This window comes from Dethiosulfovibrio salsuginis, assembly GCF_900177735.1.
Classification (GTDB): Bacteria; Synergistota; Synergistia; order Synergistales; family Dethiosulfovibrionaceae; genus Dethiosulfovibrio; species Dethiosulfovibrio salsuginis.
Genome location: NZ_FXBB01000044.1, coordinates 1 through 19,816, shown reverse-complemented (window position 1 = coordinate 19,816; position 19,816 = coordinate 1). Strand labels below are relative to the sequence as shown.

The following is a 19,816-nucleotide window of genomic DNA, read 5'->3' as shown; positions in this document are numbered from 1 at the left end:
GAGAGAGACTCCTGTATCCCAGGTGTCCACTGTTCAATCCTAATCACAAAAGGCAAAAAGGTCAATTTTAGTTTAAAATTGTTTCTATCTGTTGACTTTTAGCCCTCAAAAAGAAGTCATTATGTTCTTTCGTCAGGGAACCTCTAGAAAACTCTAATCCTCGGAGAGATCGTTCCGACGGAGCCCAGAGCCCGTATACTCGACCTGCCGTCGTGTAGTCGAATGGGGCGACAGGACGTCGCCCCAAGCCGAGGGGGCACAGGACGTGCCCTCCGAGGCGGTTCGTACGAAACAGGCAGGTCGAGTATACGATTGGGCCAGAGCGTAGGCGGAACGATCTCTCCGAGGGGACTAGAAAGTGAGTTTTTAGAGGTTCCCCTATATGTCGTTCCATAACAATCCATCTTTTGCCCGTGTGAACGGCCCCAATTTAGGTTAGAATACCGACGTGAACTATTTACGAACCGAGAGGAGAAAGTGCATGAGCAACGAGTTTCTTTGGTTTTTGATGATGGCTACAAACTTCCTGTTTATAATGGCTATATACAGGCTATGGGGCAAGCAGGGCCTTCTATGTTGGATACCGGTTTCGGTGATCCTGGCGAACATACAGGTGGTGAAACTAGTATCCCTGTTCGGGATAACCGCCACGCTGGGGAATATAGTCTACGCCTCGGCATTCCTTGTGACCGACATCCTTTCGGAAAATCACGGGAAAGAGGACGCAAAACAAGCGGTGTATATAGGTTTTTTCTCCCTTATAGCCACTACGGTGATAATGAATCTGGCCCTTCAGTTCACCGCCCATCCAGACGACTTTGCCCAAGGTGCTATGGAGACTATATTTAAAATCATGCCGAGGCTGGCTATCGCCTCCCTGATAGCCTACGGCCTCTCCCAGATGCACGATGTATGGGCATTCCACTGGTGGAGGGAAAAGACCAACGGGAAACACCTCTGGTTGAGGAATAATCTCTCTACTTTGGTATCCCAGGCACTGGACAGCGTGGTATTCACCTTTGTGGCGTTTTATGGAACCCTTCCGCTGGGAGTGCTTTGGGAGATATTCATATCCACATACGTGTTGAAATTCATCGTAGCGGCATGCGACACGCCTTTCGTCTATCTGGCGAGAAGGATCAAAGAAACACCTAAGTTCACATCGCAAAAGGTCAATTAAAAAGGAGGGGGAAAATGAACAGCCTATACGTCTACTCGGGAACGGGGAACACCCTTCACATAGCCGATAGAATAGCCAAAGAGCTGGATGATTGCCGAATAATTAACATGTCAACCGTCATGGGAAAGAAGGTCAAAGCGGAAGGGGAGAGGGTCGGCATTATCTATCCTGTTCACGCTTTCGGTATGCCTGGAGTTGTGAGTCGATTTATGTCGAATTTCGAGGTTGACCGATCGTCGTGGGTATTCCTCGTAATAAACAGTGCAGGTATGCCTCTAGGAACTGAGGCTCAGTGTCAGTCGATTTTAGGTAAAAAGGGCATAGAGCTAAAAGCGTCTTTTGCCCTAAAAATGCCCGGTAACTATCCTCCTCTGAAAAACCCTCCTTCAGGGGAGAAACTGAAAAAAATACTGAAAAAAGGGGATTCAAAGCTAGAGCAGGTCGTCGAATCCATAAAAAACAAACGCCAATCCAGGCCGTCTACCCTGTTCAGATGGGTTTCCGAGAGGATAAACCCTAGAGCTATAAAAGAGGCGCGCAAAGGAGATCGGGTTTTCTATAACACCGATAGCTGCAACAGCTGTGGCGTATGCCAGGCGGTTTGTCCTGTGGGAAACATCGTACTGGACAAATCAGGTCATCCAAGATGGCTGGGAAAATGCACCGGCTGTCTGTCCTGCTTTCACTGGTGTCCCACCGAGGCGATACAGTACAATAGGACGTCCTCTCTTAGGCGAAACAGATACCATCACCCCGACGTATCGCTGGATAGATACCTTAAGTGGTGTAAAATCGAGCAGGAGGACTAAGGTCTTGAGGAAACTTTTGGTAGCCCTTATGACGATAACAGCCGTTTTTATGCCTAGTTGGAGCGTCGCTGAACAGGGCAAAAACGAAATAGAGAAAAAAGGAGATTTTGTTATGGTAAAACTAGAGACGAACATGGGAAACATAGTTTTAGAGCTGGACTCGGAGAAAGCGCCCAAAACAACGGAGAACTTTATAGCCTACGTGAAGGACGGCTTCTACGACGGAACTATATTTCACAGGGTTATCGAAGGATTTATGATACAGGGCGGTGGTTTTGACGATCAGATGAATCAAAAAAGCACCAAAGACCCTGTGGAGAACGAGGCGGATAACGGCCTGAAGAACGAGAATTACACCGTTGCGATGGCCCGAACCCAGGACCCTCACTCGGCTACAGCCCAGTTCTTTATCAACGTTAAGGATAACGACTTCCTCAACCACACCGCGCCTACGACGAGAGGATGGGGCTACGCGGTTTTCGGAAAGGTCGTTGAGGGAACCGAGGTAGTAGACGCCATAAAGGCCGTCAAAACGGGAAACGTAGGTTTCCATCAGGACGTTCCTCTTGAACCGGTAATCATAATAAAGGCAACGGTAGAGTAAGAACACAAAAAAGAGACCGGGAGCAAAAGCTCCTGGTCTCTTCAATTATCTGGTGCGGAGGGGGAGACTCGAACTCCCACAGGCTATGCCCACAAGATCCTTAGTCTTGCGCGTCTACCAGTTCCGCCACCCCCGCATTGGGACGATAGGTATTATACCCATCGAGAGCAGGTATGTCAACCCTGCCGGATATTTAACGACGACGCTCTCTGATACGGGCGGATTTACCGCTTCTGTCCCTGAGGTAATAGAGTTTAGCCCTGCGGACCCTTCCGTGACGAAGGACCTCTATTTTCTCTACGGAAGGGCAGTGAAGGGGGAAAATCCTCTCCACGCCTATACCGCCGGAGATCTTCCTCACGGTGAAAGTCTCACTGAGACCACCGTGCTTCTTGGCGATAACCACACCTTCGAACATCTGGATTCGTTCTCTGGCGCCCTCTTTGACCCTGACGTGAACCTTCACCGAATCTCCTGCGCGGAACGCAGATCCGTCACGTTTTATGAATTTCTGCTCAATAAGTCTGATCCTGGGATCCATATGAATCACCCTCCCTGTCGTGTACAAACCTGATTTATCGCCATCCAAAGAAGCGATCTAAAACGACCGAAACGGCGTTCTGTACCGGAAGAGCGGATCGATCTCGATCATCTCCCGCGACAGGACGCATAACCACATCTCCCTCGACGAAATCCCCGAAGACGAACACACCGGGACATCGTCTTGAGAGAAATTCCATTTTAACCTCAATCCAGGAGAGGCTAGCCTCTCCCTTCCCTTTTCCCATAGATACGGAGAAAGGGGTTGCTTTTTCCTTTTTGGCGATCCACTCAAGCCCCCTCTGGTAGGAGGGAAATAGCTTAACCGTGGAATCTACCTTCAACTCGGAGACAAGGGCTCTCAGAGAGTCCCTCCTGATACCATCGACGACAGGAATCAAAAGCTTAGAGACCCCATAGGAGACGCAACCGTCTACTATGGTCCTCAAAGCCGAGGGATCTATCTTATCGGGGGGGGACCACAGGACGTAATACCCCTTTTCAAGGTAATCCCTAAGGCTAGCCCTGGCCATCAGGTCAGGTCTACGGGTGAGAGTTCGAGAAACCGACTCCCTCCGACGCCATAGCTCTATCTCCTTATCGTTGCCCGATAAGAGCACCGGCGGCACCTTCATGTCTCTCCACTCAGCAGGTCTGGTAAAGTGGGGATTATCGAGCATACCTCGATAAAAAGAGTCCTCCACGACCGCCCGACCTTTCCCTACGACACCGGGAATAAGCCTGGAGACCGAGTCGATCACCACCATCGCCGGTAGCTCTCCTCCTGTGAGAACGTAGTCTCCGATGGAAAGCTCCATATCGACCTTAGAACCCACAAAACGCTCGTCCACACCTTCGTAATGGCCACAAACTATGACTAGGTGATCTTTAGTCGAGATGGACTCAACGATCTCCTGGGTCAAGGTGACACCTTGAGGACTGGGGTAGACGACGTAGGAGGGATCGTTCAGATCCTCCAGGGCCTTGGTTAAGGGCTCCGCCATAAGGACCATTCCACCGTTTCCGCCGAAGGAATAGTCATCTATACGACGGTAGTCTCCCTCTCCGTATCCCCTTAAATCGACGACGGAGACCTCTAAAAGACCTCTCTCGACGGCTTTACCTACTATGCTGGTCTCAAGAAAGGAGCGAAAGAACTCTGGGAAAGCGGTGAGGACGGTTATCTTCACAGCTCCATTAGCTCCTGAACTCCCTGCACCACCATCACCGAGGCCTCTACGTCCACGGAAAAAACGTAATCCGCCACCGCTGGGACCATAAAAGTTCGGCCGTTAGGCCGTCTGATCGCGTAAACATCCGATCCGCCGGTCACCAAAACGTCACAGATCTCTCCTAGAGAGTTCCCTGACACACGGTCGACGACCGCCATGCCTATTAGATCGTCGATCCAGTACTCATCCTCGGAGAGAGAAAATCTCTCGTCTAGATGGACCTTTACGAGCAGCCCCTTTAGAGACTCGGCAAAATCCCTGTCCGATGCTCTCTCCGATCTAATTAATACGTCCCCTTTATCAGGTCTGATTCTAACGGAGGAAATCGGAAGCTCCATCCTAAAATTTCCGCTATCGTCGTAAAGACGCAAGGTCTCCATGGAACGAAAGCGTTCGGGGAAATCGGTAAGGGGAGATATACGAAACTCTCCCTTGACACCGTGGGGAGCGACGACTCTGCCTATATCGACCAGATCTTCACTGGCCACAGCTACCCCTCCCGATCCTCCAGGACATCTACGTCAACCCTGTCTCCAGACTTGACGGCAGCTGCCCTGACAACCTGACGGATAGCGTTTATAGTCGCCCCTCTTCGTCCTATCATTCTCCCGATATCGGACTGATCGACGTCGATCAGAACCTTTACCGTTCCGTCACCGGCCTCACTCGACGACACCCGAACATCCTCCGGTTTTGAGACCAGCGAACGAGCGACGTATTCGACCAGTGCGCCGTAATCGGCCATATTACTCGGCCTTGCCCTTTATCTCTACGAACTTCTCCCATACGCCAGCCTTTTTGAGAAGGCCTTTCGCGGTATCGGAAGGAAGGGCACCTTTGGAAAGCCAAGCCAGAGCTTTTTCCATGTCGACGTTGATCTCCGATGGATCGGTCATAGGATTGTAGGTACCCAGCTGCTCTATGTAACGACCATCCCTTGGACTTCTCGAGTCCGCCACAACAAGACGATAGAAAGGAGCCTTTTTCCGCCCATGACGGGCGAGACGAATTCTTACTGCCATGTGAAGAACACCTCCTGATTTTCAATAAGTCACATAACCAATTATTGGTTTTATGCCTTTCAGTTGAAGAAACCGCTCATAGCTGGTAACTTAGTAGATTTAACCCAAACTCCTATCAAAATCAATTATTCTTTGCTTTTTTTGGTGCCTTAAGGGTTTAAAAAATATTTGATTGAGGCTTTTTATTTGACAAAAGAGTGGAGGTCAGAGCTGAAGCATTAAACAACAAGGAGAGAGAGTTGTGTTTTGAATGCTTACCATGAATAAAAGACCTTATTTAGGTTGCTAGGTTACCAGCTATGAGAAACCGCTGAACCCCTTGAACTTGGGCATCTGGAACCTTTTACGGCCAGCTCCTTTGCCCATTTTTTTCCATAGATCGTTCATCTGGGTCTGCTGTTTCAAAAGTTGGTTGACCATCTGAATGGTCGTGCCGGAGCCCTGGGCTATACGACGTCGCCGACTCCCCTTTATGATCGCCGGGTTTCTACGTTCATCAGGGGTCATCGATTGAATTATGGCCCTCATTCTGGCCATTCTGGAGGGATCTAGCTCCCCGTCTTTTAGCTCTTTTATCTTATCAGCACCGGGGATCATCTCTATTACCTTCTCCAGAGGTCCCATTTTCTCTATCTGCTCAAACTGAGCCAGTAAATCATTAAAATCAAGCTTATTCTTTTTTACAGAGGAGGAAATACGCTTTACGTCCTCCTCCGTCGTCGCCTGCTGGATCTTTTCCACGAGACCGGCGACGTCGCCCATTCCCATGATCCTCTCAGCCATCCGTCTGGCGTCGAAGACCTCTATAGCGTCTATAGCCTCACCGACTCCGGCGTATTTTATGGGAACCCCGGTGGAGGCGAGCACAGCCAAAGCGGCGCCACCTCTGGCATCTCCGTCTACTTTTGTAAGGACGACCCCCGTAAGCCCCAGCCTTTCGTGGAAGGCCTCGGAGACCGTTACCGCCTCCTGACCGCTCATAGAATCGACGACCAAAAGTATTTCATGAGGAGACAGATATTCCTTCATGCCGTCCAGTTCGGCCATCATCTCCTGATCTACCGCTAGCCTTCCTGCGGTATCGAAGAGAATAACGTCCAGAAGCCTATCTTTTGCGTAGTCCTTGGCTCTCCTGACCACCGCCATGACATCGGTATCCCCGGGCTCTGGACCGAGAAAGCCCACTCCTGCCGCCTCGGCGAGGACCTTGAGCTGATCCACCGCTGCAGGACGACGAAGGTCGCAGGCAACCACCAATGGCCTATGTCCTCGGGAGAGTTTTTTAGCTATCTTTACGGTGCTGGTCGTCTTACCTCCACCTTGTAATCCTACCATCATGACGATAGTCGGAGGCTTGGAGGAAATGGATATAGGCTTAGGATCTTTGCCCATAAGCTTCATGAGCTCTTCGTAGACGACTCCTATTACCTGCTGTCCAGGGGTTATAGATTCAAGGACAGACTTTTCAACGGCCCGAACCCTGATGTTTTCCACCAGGTCTTTCACGACCTTGTAGTTTACGTCCGCTTCAAGAAGGGCTCTTCTTACCTCTCTGAGAGCTTCTTGAACGTCTTCCTCGGTGAGCTTCCCTTTGCCTCTAAGCTTGGCAAAAACCCCTCCGAGACGGCTTTTCAGGGCATCAAACAAAGTCAATCACTCCCTTCGTCTCTCGGATCGCCAGAGATAATGGTCCGAAAAACAGCGATAAAATCGGGACTCAACCCCGGAGATGAATCGATCAAAGACTCTATCGATCGAACCTGCCTCTCAAAACCGTCCAGCCTGGAGGCAAAACCCAGAAGTCGCTCAAGCTCCTCCAGTCTGTCTCTGGCCCTCTGTAATTGATCGGATATTCCCTGACGGGTGATAGCCAGCTCCTGAGATATTTCGGAGAGAGATAGATCCTCAAGATCGTGCATTTCATAGGCCTTTCTCTGCTTTTCCGTGAGCAGAGCCCCGTAGAGGTCGTAGAGTCTCGCCAGGTAGACTCGCTTCTCGATAATATCCTCCACGAAACATCCCCCCCCTCACGAGACGACATAGTATAGCCCTAGAAAACCTAACCGTCAAGCCCTGGACCTTGACAGAGCCCCTGGACTTTTATAAAAAACTCTGCCATGATCATGGGGTAAAGGAAGCAGTTGTCACAAAAACAGAAACTCGGGAGGTACACTCATGTCTCATCCATCAGCGTCGGATTTCGAAGGTCACAGAAGAGTCTGGAGAGAGCGCCTTGGAAATACAGTGACAAAGGCACTCCACAAGAGGGGCTACAGAGCCCTCTACGTGGGCACCAAAGAGGAAGCTCTAAGCTCCGTCTTAGAACTCATCTCAGAGGATCAATCTGTAGCCGTTCCCGGAACGGTGACAATCAGAGAGATAGGGGCCATGGAGGCACTATCCTCCAGGGGAAACAAGGTAGTCCATCACTGGGACCCAAAATTGACGGCGGAGACCAAAAAAGGGCGTCTGGAGGAAGAGCTTCGTTGCGAGGTATTCCTGACCAGCTCTAACGCCATAACCCACGATGGAATAATGGTAAACATAGACGGGACAGGAAATCGGCTGGCAGGAATGAGCTGGTCCCCCGGTAAGATAATCTACGTAATAGGGATAAACAAAGTCTGTCACGATCTGGATTCGGCGATGAGAAGGGTTAGAGATGTGGCGACACCTATAAATGCATCCCGGCTTGGAATAGACGTCCCCTGCGCTAAGATAGGCTATCACGTAGGCTGTACCGTACCTAACACCGTATGCAGAGCGACTCTCATCTCCGAATATCCGACCATGGGACGGGACAGCACGGTTATCTTAGTGGGCGAAAACCTCGGATACTAGGTGACAGAAGATGCCTAACAGGAATAAATTTGCCCTGGTCGTCGCCGGCGGAGAGATCGGTATGACATACTCTTCCAAGAAAAACGGCCACACTCCGGAGCTAACAGCAGAGGAGATGCTTAGCTGGTTGCCCGAGGGAATGTCGGAAAACGTCCATTTAGTCGACTGGAGCCACCAGGCCAGCAGCCACTACACTATAAGAATGACCTCCGACCTCGTTGGGATCCTCTCTAAGCTGGTAGTGGATGGCGTTCAGGGTATAGTTGTGACCTGTGGCACCGACACAATGGAGGAAATGGCCTACCTTACCGACCTGACGTGGGCCTATCCGCAACCAATTATCTTTACCGGAACCAACAGTCCGTCGGACGTTGTAGGATCCGACGCCATCGCGAACCTCCAAAACGCCATGTACGCCGCGACGTCCCAGGGGACCTGGGGCATGGGTGTTTTAGTCTGTCTCCAGGATCAGCTACTGGCGGCGTCGGAGATATCTCAGGGAGTCAACTACCGTAAAAACGGCTTTTTAGCCTTCGACAGAGGACCTGTAGGGGAGATCATAAGGGATGGCATAACCATCAGGAGAATCCCTAAAAGAGGAAAAATACTTGAGGGGATAGTTCCGGCCAGAAACGTGGAGATAATATACTCCTCCCTTGGGGGAGGGGAGAGGCTGATATCATCCCTCGCCTCATCAAATGAACTTCCTGACGGAGTAGTTCTGGCGGCCTTCGGCAACGGTAACGTTTTCCCCGCATGGATCCCTTACATAAAGGCACTGATAAAATCGGAGGTCCCGATTTTATTGAGCTCTAGATGTCCTTACGGCAAGGTTATGGGGATGTTTGGCTTCGAAGGAGCGGCAAATCGGCTGTTTGAGATAGGTGTTATGAACGCTGGGGACCTTACCCCTCTAAAGGCCAGGCTCAAGCTATCCGTAGGGCTAGGAGCGGGGCTTTCCGGACAGGATCTTCAAAAATATATACTGGACAGCTAAGCCAACATGAGAACTGTTCCCCTCTATGCACAAAAAGCCATCAAAACCTTTGGGAAAAACAGATTTATATAGTACAATGAAAGCAGCCAAGATAGCGTACAAGGCAAACCCTTAAAAGCTGGGAGGCGATTTTATGCAGTACTGCGGAACGGAAGAACTTCTGGCGCTACACCTTGAGGATGGAGAGAACCTACACCTATCCATCATCACCGCCTGTCAGGGGATCAATCTAGACTCAGCGGTTGTACTGTCCGGCCTAGGCATGGTTAAATCGGTCACCTTTGGCTGGTACACCGGAGCTGAATACGTTAAGAAGACCTACAGCGATGTGATGGAGCTGGTTTCCCTGTCCGGGGACGTCAGTTTTCGACAGGACGGAATGTACCCCCATCTCCACGGCGTATTCAGCACCCCAGAGCACGGATTGATCGGTGGCCACATTATGGAGGTAATAGCCTTCAGAAACATCGAGCTGTTTTTAAAGCCCGTCTACACGATACACTTTAACCGCCGCAGGATGGACGCATTTGAGGCTCTCATCCCGGAACAAAGGGGCTAGATAAAAAGGGCCCATCCACCGTTAATCACTAGGTGGGTGGGCCCTTTTTCAGTCTTTCAGGTCGACGACAGTGCCTCCTGTGTATTCCTGCAAGACCTCAGGCTCGATGGAAAAAAAATCCTGGTCCGTTCCGGCAGCGGCCCACACTTTTTCAAAAGAGAACAGATCCCTGTCGATCAACGCAGGAAGATCCGAGCCGTATCCTACCGGAGGCACCCCTCCTACTTTGAAGCCGAAGGCCTCAAACACGTAATCAGGAGAAGCCATTTTGACCCTGGACTTGGCCTTGCCTGTTGCGGAGGCTATCTTCTTTCTGTCGACCTTATTAACGCCGGACATAAGTATCAGAGTAGGTTCTCCGTCGACGAGAAAGACCAGGCTTTTCAGTATCTCCTCCGGCGGAGCCCCTACCGACTTAGAGGCGTCTTCGACGGTAAATATAGTTCCGTCGGTGTGATGGATATCACCCTTGTAGCCCCTTTCCTGGAGAAAGCTCCTCACCTTTTCCAATGGCATGAGATCAACCCTCCTTATGTTCCGCCTTATCTATCATAAACGACACCAGAGTCTCTACCGCCTTAGATTCACAGAGGCCGTAAACCATGTAAAAAGGCCTCGTCAGAGGTGGATCGAAATCGACGGCCACCACATTAGGATTGCTCTCCGCAGCTATCCTGGAAACCACTCCTCCCTCAGCTCCACTGGCAACGGCGTTGACCACCGCAAGCGCATGACCAAACTGAAGGGCGATATCCTTCGACGAAGAGCAACGGCTCTTGTAAAGTTTTTCCCAGACGTGTCTGGTCCCTGAGCCAGAGCTTCTGCCCGCCAGCTTCATCCCAGCCAACTCGTCTATAGGGACGCTCTTTCTGGTGGCAAAAGGATGCTGCTTGCCTACTACGAGGACCAACTCATCGTTCATAAAGGGTATACTGGAAAAACCGGGAAGAGATCTGTCCGTTCCGACTATAGCTAAATCGGCCTTTCTGTCCGAGAGATCCTCCAGGGCTGACTGGGAATCGCTGACCTTTACCTTCACGTCCACCCCAGGGTGTCTCTCGGTGAATTCCACCAAGAGGGCGGGGAGTATATAATCTCCCGGTATGGAGCTTGCGCTTATGGTTACCGATCCGTAAAGATCCTCGGAAATCTCGGCTATCTGTATTTTTGTCTTCTTCCTGCAATCCAGGATTCTAAGGGCGGCCTTGTAGAAAACCGATCCCTCAGAGGTCAGGGCTGAGTGTTTATGACCTTTGGCAAAAAGGGACGCTCCCATCTCCTTCTCAAGCCTTGCCACCCTTTTGCTCACCGCAGGCTGGGAGACCCCAAGGGATGCGGCAGCGGCGGAGATACTGCCTTTTTCCACGATAGCTATAAAAGTCTCAAGTTCTCTAAAATCCATAACGTCTCATTCCTCTCCAGCGGAGTCCATAAGGCATTTACAACCGCACCATTATACGCCAAAATCCATGGCCCATATAGCTTTATCTGGAAGGATTATCAAACACAAGACAGGAGGAATCATTTTGTCAGGAAAGAGATTCGCCGTTTTTCTCTCCATGAAAGGATGCAAGGGAAGATGTGTCTACTGTGACCAAAAAGCGATAACAGGGGAAAACCCACCTTCCCCGGAGGAGATCAAGAACGCTATTGAATCATCTGATATCGATTTTGAAGAGATATGTTTCTTCGGAGGCAGCTTTACCTGTCTACCGACAAAAAATCAGAGGGACTATCTTCAGATATCCAAGGACCTCTCGATCCCAGCCAGAATGTCCACCCATCCGATGTGTATAGACCAAAGGGCCTTAGACCTATTATCGGAGTTTCCAATAACTATGATAGAGCTTGGAATAAGCTCGTTGGACGACGAAACCCTGGCCTTATGCAGAAGAGGATACACAGGAGATGACGGTTTGAGAGCCATTGAGCTCATAATGAGAAACAACTACGACGTATGCGCTCAACTTATGATAGGTCTTCCAGGGCAGACGATGGAAAGCTCCCTTATGGACATAAAAAGGCTTGCCGAGCTAAAAGGGCCCAGAGATATGACTTTGAGAATCTACCCCTGTTTAGTTCTGGAGAACACCGAGCTTTATCGCATGATGGGTGATGGATACGAACCGCTAAAAATCGAGGACACCGTAACCTGGGGAGGGGAGTTACTTTTCAACGCCGAAAAAATGGGTTTCAAGGTACAGAGAATAGGACTAAGCGAGACCCCCTCTCTGGCAAAGGCTGTAGCCGGAGGTCCTCATCATCCCGCATTAGGGGAGATGATCCGAGGATACGGTATGGCCAAGAAACTTTCCTGTATATCCAAAGAGGGACCGTGGTTTCTTCCGGCAAACAGGATATCATTGCTAACCGGCCACGGCGGCATGGGCCTTAAAGAGATGGCTAAAATAGTAGGTCTGACTATCGAGGAGACCAAAAAAAGAATTTTTGTTCGTACTTCTGTGGTTGACTAAACTGGCAAACCACTTTAAACTTAAGGGCATAAATAGTTTATTCTCAAGGGGGTCGTTCTTTTGGAGACACAGAAACTACAGGATCTGCTAAGGTCCCATATGGATCATCTGCCTACAAAAGCCAGAAGGGTCGTAGAATATCTTCTGACAAACATGAGGGAGGCGGCCTTCGTCTCCATCGGTGACGTAGCCAATAGGCTGGAGGTTTCCAAAGCCCAGCTGGTAAGGGTCGCCAGAGTTCTAGGTTTTAAAGGTTACGCCGACCTCAAAGAAGCGTTAAAAGAAGCGGTTCTGGAGCAGGTAAACCCCGCCGCCAGGCTTAACAGGGTTATACACGATGAAAACGACCTGCCAATCAAGATACATCAGATGGAACACGCAAATCTGGACGATACGTGGAATCAGCTCTCCCAGGATAAAATAGCGCTGTTCTGCGATCTTGTGAAAAAAGTCGACAATATCTACTGCACCGGATGGGGTATATCATCTATGGTAGCGGAATCCCTTTTTTCCCGTTTCAGAGAAATGGCTCTAAACGGGTTCCTTATGAAAAGAGGCTCCATGACCCTTATCGAGCAGGCTAGGGGAATAAAAAAAGAGGACATGATCATCGCCTGCGATCTACCGGGATACGCCATACAGGTGACCGAATCGGTGGAGAGAGCTAAACAGAACGGGGCCACGGTGGTCACAATAACCGACAGCCCCGCAGCCCCTATATGTAGATTTGCCGATCTATCGTTTTACGTCAGCGATAATAGCCCGACCTTCGGCAGCAGCCTAATAGGGCCTATTTTTCTGGTCCACGTACTGACCTCGATCCTTTCCATAAGCCTTGGAGAACAGGCCAAAGAGGCGCTAGAGGACCAGGCTCGCTGCCTACACGACGAGAGGATATACCATCCGGTATTCGGACTCCGTTACTGAGACTGCTGCTCTATCAGGGGGAATACCCTTTCTTCCCCTGGACTGAGTATCACCACGTCAACGACTCCGCCGACCAAAGAGGCAAAAGCCTCTGGGTCCGCCTTTATAAGCTCGAAGGTATCGTAATGCATAGGTATCACGTGGTTTGGCCTTATCATGTCGGAGGCTCTGGCACCGTCCTGGACGTCCATGGTGAAGTTGCCCCCTATAGGTATCATGGCAACCTCGACACCCTCTTCCCTGAGTAGTTCCATGTCCTTGGTGAGGCCGGTGTCCCCAGCATGGTATAGTTTTTTGCCGTCTATCTCTATCAGAAACCCCCCTGCCATACCGCCCGGAACCATGCCATGGTCGGTCTGTATATCCGATCCGTGGAGAGCTGGGGTCATCTTAACCCGCCCGAAAGGAAAGGAATAACTGCCTCCGATGTGCATGGGATGACATGTTACGCCTTGATCGGCCAAGTAAATAGACACCTCGTAGTTACACACCACCGTAGCTCCGGTCCTTTTTGCGATATCGACGGTATCCCCTAAATGATCGCCGTGTCCATGGGTGACGAAGATATAGTCTACCCTCTCAAAAGACCGGGCGCTGTGGGACGCCTTTGGGTTTCCGGACAAAAAAGGATCTATCAATATCCTCACGTCCTCTCCCTCGACGTAAAAAGCTGCGTGTCCAAGATACCTTACCAACATAACAAAAGCCCCCTTTCCAGACCAAGTATAACAAAGAGCCGGACCTGATGCAGGTCCGGCTCTTTACGTTGTTTCTAGGATTTGGTCGGCAGTGGAAGGGCTTTTATAAAAAGGTCATCAAGCTGCTTGACGTCCACTCCAGCAGGGGCACCACACATGAGGCTCTGGGCCTTGGCGGTCTTAGGGAAAGCCATAACCTCCCTGATAGACTGAGAGCCGGTCAACAGCATTGCTAACCTGTCAAACCCAAGGGCAATTCCTCCGTGGGGAGGGGTCCCGTAACCGAGGGCATCCAGCAGAAAACCAAACCTTTCCTTGGCCTGCTCCTCGGAGAAAGCGAGACACTTAAAGACCTTGTTCTGAACGGAAGAATCGTGGATACGGATAGACCCACCTCCGACCTCGTTTCCGTTTAGGACCAGGTCGTAGGCCCTCGCCCTGACCGATCCAGGATCGGAATCCAGAAAGGGAAGATCCTCGACCATAGGCATGGTGAAAGGGTGATGAACAGCGACCCAACGGTTGTCCTCCTCGTCCCACTCAAAAAGTGGGAACTCGTTCACCCATAAAAACTCCCAGGAATCCCTCACGTGACCGTGGGCTCTAGCTATCTCAAGACGAATCTGACCTAACACCGAACAGACGAGATTCCAATCGCCGTGTCCCATGACGAAGAGAACGTCTCCCTCCGACGCTCCTGCTACCGTCCCTAACTGACGGAACTTATCGTCGGATAGGAACTTAGCGAGAGGCCCTTTAACGCCTCCGTCTTTAAACTGGAAATAGGCCATTTCAGGAGCTCCAAGGGCCTTGCCTCTCTCGCAGATCTCCTCGATCAATCGCCTGGAAAGAGAGGTTCCTCCAGGGAGGACGACTCCCCGAACGTAGCCTCCTTTGGACAGCAACTCCTCGAAGGGCTTAAACCCACCGTCACAGAATACATCTTTGAGGTCGGTGATCTCGAAGGGAATGCGGAGGTCCGGTTTATCGCTGCCGAAGCGGTCCATGGCCTCTTTATAGGATATTCTCTTGAAAGGAGTTTCCAGTTCGACCTCCAGCCTCTCTTTGAAAAGACCCACCATGTAGGACTCCATCATCTCGTAGATATCCTCTTCCGTCAGGAAACTCATCTCTATGTCCACCTGGGTAAACTCGGGCTGACGGTCGGCCCTGAGGTCCTCGTCCCTGAAGCACTTGGCTATCTGGAAATACCTGTCCGTACCGCTGATCATCAAAAGCTGCTTGAATATCTGGGGAGACTGAGGCAGGGCAAAAAATGTACCAGGATTTACCCTGCTGGGAACCAGATAGTCTCTGGCCCCTTCAGGGGTGGATTTTGTCAGAATAGGGGTCTCCACCTCGCAGAAACCGCGATCGCTGAGGAACTCCCTGGTGTATCTGGCGACCTCGTGTCTTATCCTGAGGTTCCGCTGCATTTTATCCCTGCGTAGGTCGAGATAACGGTAAGACAGACGGAGATTTTCGTCTACTCCATCGGTGACCTCTCCGATCTCAAAAGGGAGAGGAGCAGCGGCGGACAGGAGGATAAAGTCGTCCACCATAAGCTCCCACTTACCTGTCGCCATATCGTCGTTAGAGGTGCCATCGGGCCTTACCCTGATGGAACCGGTAACGGCGATCACGAACTCGCTCCTGAGACCTCTGGCCCTCTCGTGGGGCTCTGGGCACACCTCGGGATTGAAAACGACCTGAATCACACCGGATTTATCCCAGAGCTCTATAAAGGTAATACCACCTAGATCTCTGCGTTTTCTGACCCATCCGTTTACGGTTATTTTAGTTCCTACATGTCCTTCGGAGATAAGACCGCACATGACGGTCCTTTTCCAAGAAGGAGAAAAAACGCCTGTCTCCATAAAATCATCCCTACCTTAGCCTTTAAAGTTATATCACCTCAGGATCTGGGCCACCCTGGAAGCCACCTGTTCCAGAGCCACCTCTTCCTGCTGAGATTTTTCCAGATCTTTAACCATGACGACCCCTCTAGCGGCCTCATCTCCTCCGAGAATACAGGCAACCAGAGAGCCACCATTGACCGCGGACTTAAGTTGGGCCTTCATCCCTCGTCCCATATAATCCATGTCCGCTGAGATCCCCTCCCTTCTAAGGCGATACAACACCTCTACCGCCGCACTTCGGGCCTCTTCGTCGATACAGACGACGTAAACCGACGGAGAGGGCTCTTTTCCGAAGGAGCAGTTCTGCTGTTCCATGGTGAGGATAATTCTGTCCAGTCCAGCGGCAAAGCCGACTCCCGGCACATGAGGGCCACCTATGGCCTCGGAGAGATTATCGTATCGCCCTCCACCACACACGGCGTTCTGGGCACCTAAGTCACCGGATTGGACCTCGAAAGCGGTCTTAGTATAGTAGTCCAGCCCTCTTACCAGCCTCTTGTCTATGTGATAGACGACACCAAGCGAGTCCAGGCCAGAGGTCACAGCCTCAAAGTGATCGCGACATTCTTGGCACAGAGATTCAAATATGGCGGGAGCTCCTTCGGTTATCTCCTTGCACTTATCGTCCTTACAGTCCAGTATCCTCAAGGGGTTTCTCTCGTAACGGTTCTGACAGGTACCGCAAAGTTCCCCCATTTTGGGTTTAAGAAAGCCTAAAAGTGCCTCTTTATAGACCGGTCTACATTTAGGACAGCCCACGGAGTTGAGTATAACCTCCAGGTTGGACATACCGAGAGAGCTAAAAAGCTCGATGGCGGTCATTATGACCTCCAAATCGACTAAAGGGCTGTCGGAGCCTATGGCCTCGAAGTCAAGCTGCCAAAACTGGCGATATCTCCCCTTCTGAGGCCTCTCGTATCTGAACATGGGCCCGACTTCCCACAGTTTTACGGGCTGACGGCTTCCGGACATATTATGCTCCAGATAGCTCCTGACCATGGAGGCGGTGAGCTCAGGACGGAGGGTAATGCTACGTCCTCCCTTATCGGTAAAGGTGTACATCTCCTTCTCCACGACGTCGGTGGTATCACCGATACCTCTGGCGAACAGGTCGGTCTGTTCGAAGATCGGGAGATGGACCTCCCGATAGGAAAAGAGATCGGCTATCTTACGGGTAACCTCCAGGGTATAGCCCCATTTCCACGAATCCTCCGGAAGTATGTCCCTGACTCCCCTAGGAGCTTTTATGCTTTCAGCCATGTTCATTCCTCCAGTACGATAAAGTAAACTGACAAATGCGATAAAGTTCGATCGAGATCAAAACGTTATCGGGGAATTATACATCTACTTTCGCCGCTGTGCCAACATCAGAATACAGATAAGGGCATCTCTAAAGGGAACCTCTAGAAACTCACCGTCGAGTATACCGACTCTGGGCTACGTCGGAACGATCTCTCCGAGGATTAGAGTTCTTAGAGGTTACCTAAAGACTCCTCATCTATGGGAAGCTAACTGGCTCGACAGGACGAATCGGTCCCCAGACGAGCCTACTAGGACCATATAACCTCCCGATACTACCGACACCGTTTCTCCGTCTATCAGACTGTCGTAGACACATTCCCCGTCAACGAAGAAGAGACATCTACCGGTTTCCGGCAGATCAACGGAGACCCTCCCCTGATTCTGGACTTTCAGCCAGCGACAGTGCTCATCTTTCTCGAGTAAAATCGACATACCTTCGATCGGAAGAACCATAGCTTCATCGGATATCCCATAGGTAGTGCCATAAAGCCAAGCGGTTTTTCCCGATCGGTCAACGATAAGTTCAAGGCGATCCCTCAATTTTTCCGTGGGGACTGCTCCTTTTAACGGTGACGTCAGCATCAAAGGTTGCTGAAAAATCAGATAGCCAGGCAGGTCCTCCATCATAAAGGATCGTACCATCGCTGAACTATAGTAAGCCGAAGAGTCGGAATAGGTCATGTCCTTCCTGAGCCACAGGGCTCCAGCTACTCCAGGCTGTGGCGATACAGGGTTTTCAGGAATGGGAAGTTTCTCCAACCCTACCGTATCGGTCTCAAAGGTCAACGCAGGAGACGTGAGATAGAACCCTCTGTCGTCGGAAACAAGACGATAGATATGCTCCTTATCGTCTTTGAAATTGCCGTCGATTAATGGGCTACATCGGAGAACCTTAGATCGTTGATCTTCTCCTGGACCGTGTATCTCCCATAGATCCATGACGTTCGACTCTCTATCGAATTTAAGCTGGATCAGACCACCGCTGGATGAGCCGTAATAGCCCTCAAACTCCCCTACCCAATCGGGCAGAGACGAAGCGGTCTCTGTAGAGACCGACAGGTCTCCAGTTTGAACGACCACGCCTCTGTCCGAAAGAATTCTGTGCAGGATCTCTTTTCCAAGTTCAGGTACATCTGAATTACCGGATGAAAGCACCGCTATAGACATTTCCATGGAAGGGAGGACAAAGAGTACCGATGTATAGTGGCCTGTGCCTCCTGTCTTGACCAACACCTGTAATCCAGCTTCCTCGTAGGAGCGAATTGATGTAGCATCCCAGCCCAGTCCAAAAGAAAAATTCGGCAACCCTTTTCCTGAGGACAGAACAGGCTGGGGAGCCAACATCTCCCTCATGGAGGCTTCTCCGAGGACAGAAAAAGACGGCGTATAAAACATTCCCGCAAAACGACAGAGGTCCAGAGCGGTACATGACAGTCCACCGGCCCCTATAAGATTTACCACCTCAAGAGGTTCAATCCGCCCATCGGTCCTGTAATAACGGGCCGCTGGGCTTTCCAAAGATCCACGGGCTCCCAAACTCCTCCCGACGGAGAAAAGGCCCAATGGCAGTAAGACCCTCTTTCTCAGAAACTCGAAGTAATCCATGCCGCTAGCCTTCTCAACCAGAACCTCCGCTAAGGTAAAACCGTCGTTACAGTAAGGTGCTGCTACTCCAGGATCGTGAACCAAAGTGGACCTTGAGATGGTTTCGATGAAACGATCCAGATATCCACCGTCGACCGCATAAGAAAAACCGCCGGAGGAAACCGTCCCAGGAAGGCCGGAGGAGTGGTTCAAAAGCATCCTCACAGCTATATCCCCAAACCTACAATCCTCAAAGCTGAGATCAGGGAGGTTAGAGACAACTTTATCGTCCAATCTCAAGATCCCATCCTCCACCAGGGCCATTACCGCTAAAGAGCAAAACATCTTGCTTATTGATCCTATATTGTAGAGGGTACGCTCATCCGCTGCTACCGCTGATCCCCTATCGGCCACACCAAATCCCTCGGAGAAAAGTACCTTCCCCTCCTTAACTACCGCCACCGATGCGCTGTTCATGCCGCTTGAGCAGATTCTTCTCCACACCGACTCCCGGATGAACTCCCCTAGACCGTCGTCGCCGGCGATAGCAGACGTGGACAGGGATAAAAATGACAGTATAGCAAAAACAGAAATCACAACTCGACGCACGTTACTCCCCCCTCAGTTATAAAAGAAGACAGAGACATCCCCTAGGGGCCGTCTCCGTCTCTTTAGGATCTATCTTTTTTCCAGTTGGAAACGAATCGCGGTCCTCTCCTCCCCGTCTATCTCTATCTTCGAGAAAGCCGGAACGCAGACCATATCGATTCCGTTGGGAGCCACATATCCTCTCGCTATGGCTATGGATTTGACAGCCTGGTTTACCGCTCCAGCACCTACAGCCTGACACTCAACCGCGCCACTCTCCCTGATCACCGCCGCAATGGCCCCTGCTACCAGCTTAGGCTGGGAACTAGCGGATACCTTCAGAATTTCCATGAACTACTCCGACCTCCCTCTGATTGGACGTTATGGCGAGACAAAACCATGTCGGTGAACTACCCCCACTTATAGAAGTGGGGGCTTCCTGGTCAATATCTCTAACGAGACAAGTTCCCCCAGGCTCGAAAGGTCGTCCCGACCTCGTGAGTACCAAAGCTACACTGCCGTGCTAATTTCGGTGGGCAG

The 19,816-nt window shown here is 50.8% G+C and carries 22 protein-coding genes and 1 tRNA gene; 8 read left to right on the top strand and 15 right to left on the bottom strand.

Features of this window, described 5'->3' with window-relative positions:
• The first annotated feature begins 481 nt into the window (after window positions 1-481).
• The 3 genes from B9Y55_RS11815 to B9Y55_RS11805 are packed head-to-tail and all read left to right on the top strand — an operon-like array spanning window position 482 to window position 2,593.
• Complete coding sequence (locus B9Y55_RS11815; protein ID WP_085545559.1) at window positions 482-1,180, top strand: queuosine precursor transporter; 699 nt, start codon at window positions 482-484, stop codon at window positions 1,178-1,180.
• Window positions 1,181-1,194: 14 nt separating this feature from the next.
• Entirely contained in the window at window positions 1,195-1,989 is a 795-nt protein-coding gene (locus B9Y55_RS11810) for an EFR1 family ferrodoxin (protein ID WP_085545558.1), read from the top strand.
• 4 nt (window positions 1,990-1,993) lie between these two features.
• On the top strand, window positions 1,994-2,593 hold the full coding sequence (locus B9Y55_RS11805; RefSeq protein WP_327078445.1) for a peptidylprolyl isomerase: 600 nt from the start codon (window positions 1,994-1,996) through the stop codon (window positions 2,591-2,593).
• A gap of 50 nt (window positions 2,594-2,643) precedes the next feature.
• On the opposite strand, the gene B9Y55_RS11800 is transcribed toward B9Y55_RS11805, so the two are convergent.
• The 8 genes from B9Y55_RS11800 to B9Y55_RS11765 all read right to left on the bottom strand — a co-directional run bounded on the left by B9Y55_RS11800 (window position 2,644) and on the right by B9Y55_RS11765 (window position 7,399).
• Window positions 2,644-2,729: transfer RNA gene (locus B9Y55_RS11800), tRNA-Leu, on the bottom strand.
• A 57-nt stretch (window positions 2,730-2,786) separates the two neighbouring features.
• Window positions 2,787-3,134 carry a 50S ribosomal protein L19 gene (gene rplS / locus B9Y55_RS11795; RefSeq protein ID WP_085545557.1) on the bottom strand — a complete coding sequence of 116 codons (348 nt, stop codon included), beginning with the start codon at window positions 3,132-3,134 and terminating at the stop codon, window positions 2,787-2,789.
• Window positions 3,135-3,168: 34 nt separating this feature from the next.
• Window positions 3,169-4,323 (bottom strand): tRNA (guanosine(37)-N1)-methyltransferase TrmD, encoded by a 1,155-nt coding sequence (gene trmD, locus B9Y55_RS11790; protein ID WP_085545556.1) that lies wholly within the window; start codon window positions 4,321-4,323, stop codon window positions 3,169-3,171.
• Window positions 4,320-4,853, bottom strand: a complete 534-nt coding sequence (rimM, locus tag B9Y55_RS11785; protein WP_085545555.1) for a ribosome maturation factor RimM — start codon at window positions 4,851-4,853, stop codon at window positions 4,320-4,322. Before rimM ends, trmD begins: the two co-directional genes overlap by 4 nt.
• Before the next feature lie 2 nt (window positions 4,854-4,855).
• Complete coding sequence (locus B9Y55_RS11780) at window positions 4,856-5,110, bottom strand: KH domain-containing protein (protein WP_085545554.1); 255 nt, start codon at window positions 5,108-5,110, stop codon at window positions 4,856-4,858.
• Between the two features lies 1 nt (window position 5,111).
• The gene (rpsP, locus tag B9Y55_RS11775) at window positions 5,112-5,387 is read right to left on the bottom strand and encodes a 30S ribosomal protein S16 (RefSeq protein ID WP_085545553.1); all 276 of its coding nucleotides are present in this window, start codon (window positions 5,385-5,387) and stop codon (window positions 5,112-5,114) included.
• 297 nt (window positions 5,388-5,684) lie between these two features.
• Window positions 5,685-7,034: a signal recognition particle protein gene (gene ffh / locus B9Y55_RS11770; protein ID WP_085545552.1), complete on the bottom strand. Its 1,350-nt coding sequence runs from the start codon at window positions 7,032-7,034 to the stop codon at window positions 5,685-5,687.
• 2 nt (window positions 7,035-7,036) lie between these two features.
• The gene (locus B9Y55_RS11765) at window positions 7,037-7,399 is read right to left on the bottom strand and encodes a sigma factor-like helix-turn-helix DNA-binding protein (protein ID WP_085545551.1); all 363 of its coding nucleotides are present in this window, start codon (window positions 7,397-7,399) and stop codon (window positions 7,037-7,039) included.
• A gap of 163 nt (window positions 7,400-7,562) precedes the next feature.
• On the opposite strand from B9Y55_RS11765, the gene B9Y55_RS11760 reads away from it, so the two are divergent.
• From B9Y55_RS11760 to B9Y55_RS11750, 3 genes are all read left to right on the top strand, one after another.
• The gene (locus B9Y55_RS11760; RefSeq protein ID WP_085545550.1) at window positions 7,563-8,228 is read left to right on the top strand and encodes a lactate utilization protein; all 666 of its coding nucleotides are present in this window, start codon (window positions 7,563-7,565) and stop codon (window positions 8,226-8,228) included.
• 10 nt (window positions 8,229-8,238) lie between these two features.
• Window positions 8,239-9,225: an asparaginase gene (locus B9Y55_RS11755; protein WP_085545549.1), complete on the top strand. Its 987-nt coding sequence runs from the start codon at window positions 8,239-8,241 to the stop codon at window positions 9,223-9,225.
• Window positions 9,226-9,358: 133 nt separating this feature from the next.
• Window positions 9,359-9,784 (top strand): PPC domain-containing DNA-binding protein, encoded by a 426-nt coding sequence (locus B9Y55_RS11750; protein WP_085545548.1) that lies wholly within the window; start codon window positions 9,359-9,361, stop codon window positions 9,782-9,784.
• Window positions 9,785-9,832: 48 nt separating this feature from the next.
• Here the strand turns inward: B9Y55_RS11750 and B9Y55_RS11745 are convergent, their stop codons facing one another.
• Entirely contained in the window at window positions 9,833-10,300 is a 468-nt protein-coding gene (locus B9Y55_RS11745) for a YbaK/EbsC family protein (protein ID WP_085545547.1), read from the bottom strand.
• A 4-nt stretch (window positions 10,301-10,304) separates the two neighbouring features.
• Complete coding sequence (locus tag B9Y55_RS11740) at window positions 10,305-11,186, bottom strand: LysR family transcriptional regulator (RefSeq protein WP_085545546.1); 882 nt, start codon at window positions 11,184-11,186, stop codon at window positions 10,305-10,307.
• Window positions 11,187-11,310: 124 nt separating this feature from the next.
• Between B9Y55_RS11740 and B9Y55_RS11735 the strand changes: the two genes are divergently transcribed.
• Together B9Y55_RS11735 and B9Y55_RS11730 are read left to right on the top strand one after the other, a co-directional pair.
• Window positions 11,311-12,258: a radical SAM protein gene (locus B9Y55_RS11735; protein WP_159448346.1), complete on the top strand. Its 948-nt coding sequence runs from the start codon at window positions 11,311-11,313 to the stop codon at window positions 12,256-12,258.
• A 60-nt stretch (window positions 12,259-12,318) separates the two neighbouring features.
• Window positions 12,319-13,185 carry a MurR/RpiR family transcriptional regulator gene (locus tag B9Y55_RS11730; RefSeq protein ID WP_085545544.1) on the top strand — a complete coding sequence of 289 codons (867 nt, stop codon included), beginning with the start codon at window positions 12,319-12,321 and terminating at the stop codon, window positions 13,183-13,185.
• On the opposite strand, the gene B9Y55_RS11725 is transcribed toward B9Y55_RS11730, so the two are convergent.
• The 5 genes from B9Y55_RS11725 to B9Y55_RS11705 form a co-directional block, all read right to left on the bottom strand.
• Window positions 13,179-13,883: a metal-dependent hydrolase gene (locus B9Y55_RS11725; protein ID WP_085545543.1), complete on the bottom strand. Its 705-nt coding sequence runs from the start codon at window positions 13,881-13,883 to the stop codon at window positions 13,179-13,181. The genes B9Y55_RS11730 and B9Y55_RS11725 overlap by 7 nt on opposite strands.
• Window positions 13,884-13,957: 74 nt before the next feature.
• Window positions 13,958-15,760, bottom strand: a complete 1,803-nt coding sequence (gene aspS / locus B9Y55_RS11720) for an aspartate--tRNA ligase (protein WP_085545542.1) — start codon at window positions 15,758-15,760, stop codon at window positions 13,958-13,960.
• 33 nt (window positions 15,761-15,793) lie between these two features.
• On the bottom strand, window positions 15,794-17,062 hold the full coding sequence (hisS, locus tag B9Y55_RS11715) for a histidine--tRNA ligase (RefSeq protein WP_085545541.1): 1,269 nt from the start codon (window positions 17,060-17,062) through the stop codon (window positions 15,794-15,796).
• A gap of 234 nt (window positions 17,063-17,296) precedes the next feature.
• Entirely contained in the window at window positions 17,297-19,297 is a 2,001-nt protein-coding gene (locus B9Y55_RS11710; protein WP_085545540.1) for a serine hydrolase domain-containing protein, read from the bottom strand.
• A gap of 69 nt (window positions 19,298-19,366) precedes the next feature.
• Window positions 19,367-19,627, bottom strand: coding sequence for a stage V sporulation protein S (locus tag B9Y55_RS11705; RefSeq protein WP_085545539.1), 261 nt, complete (start codon window positions 19,625-19,627; stop codon window positions 19,367-19,369).
• Window positions 19,628-19,816 lie beyond the last annotated feature (189 nt).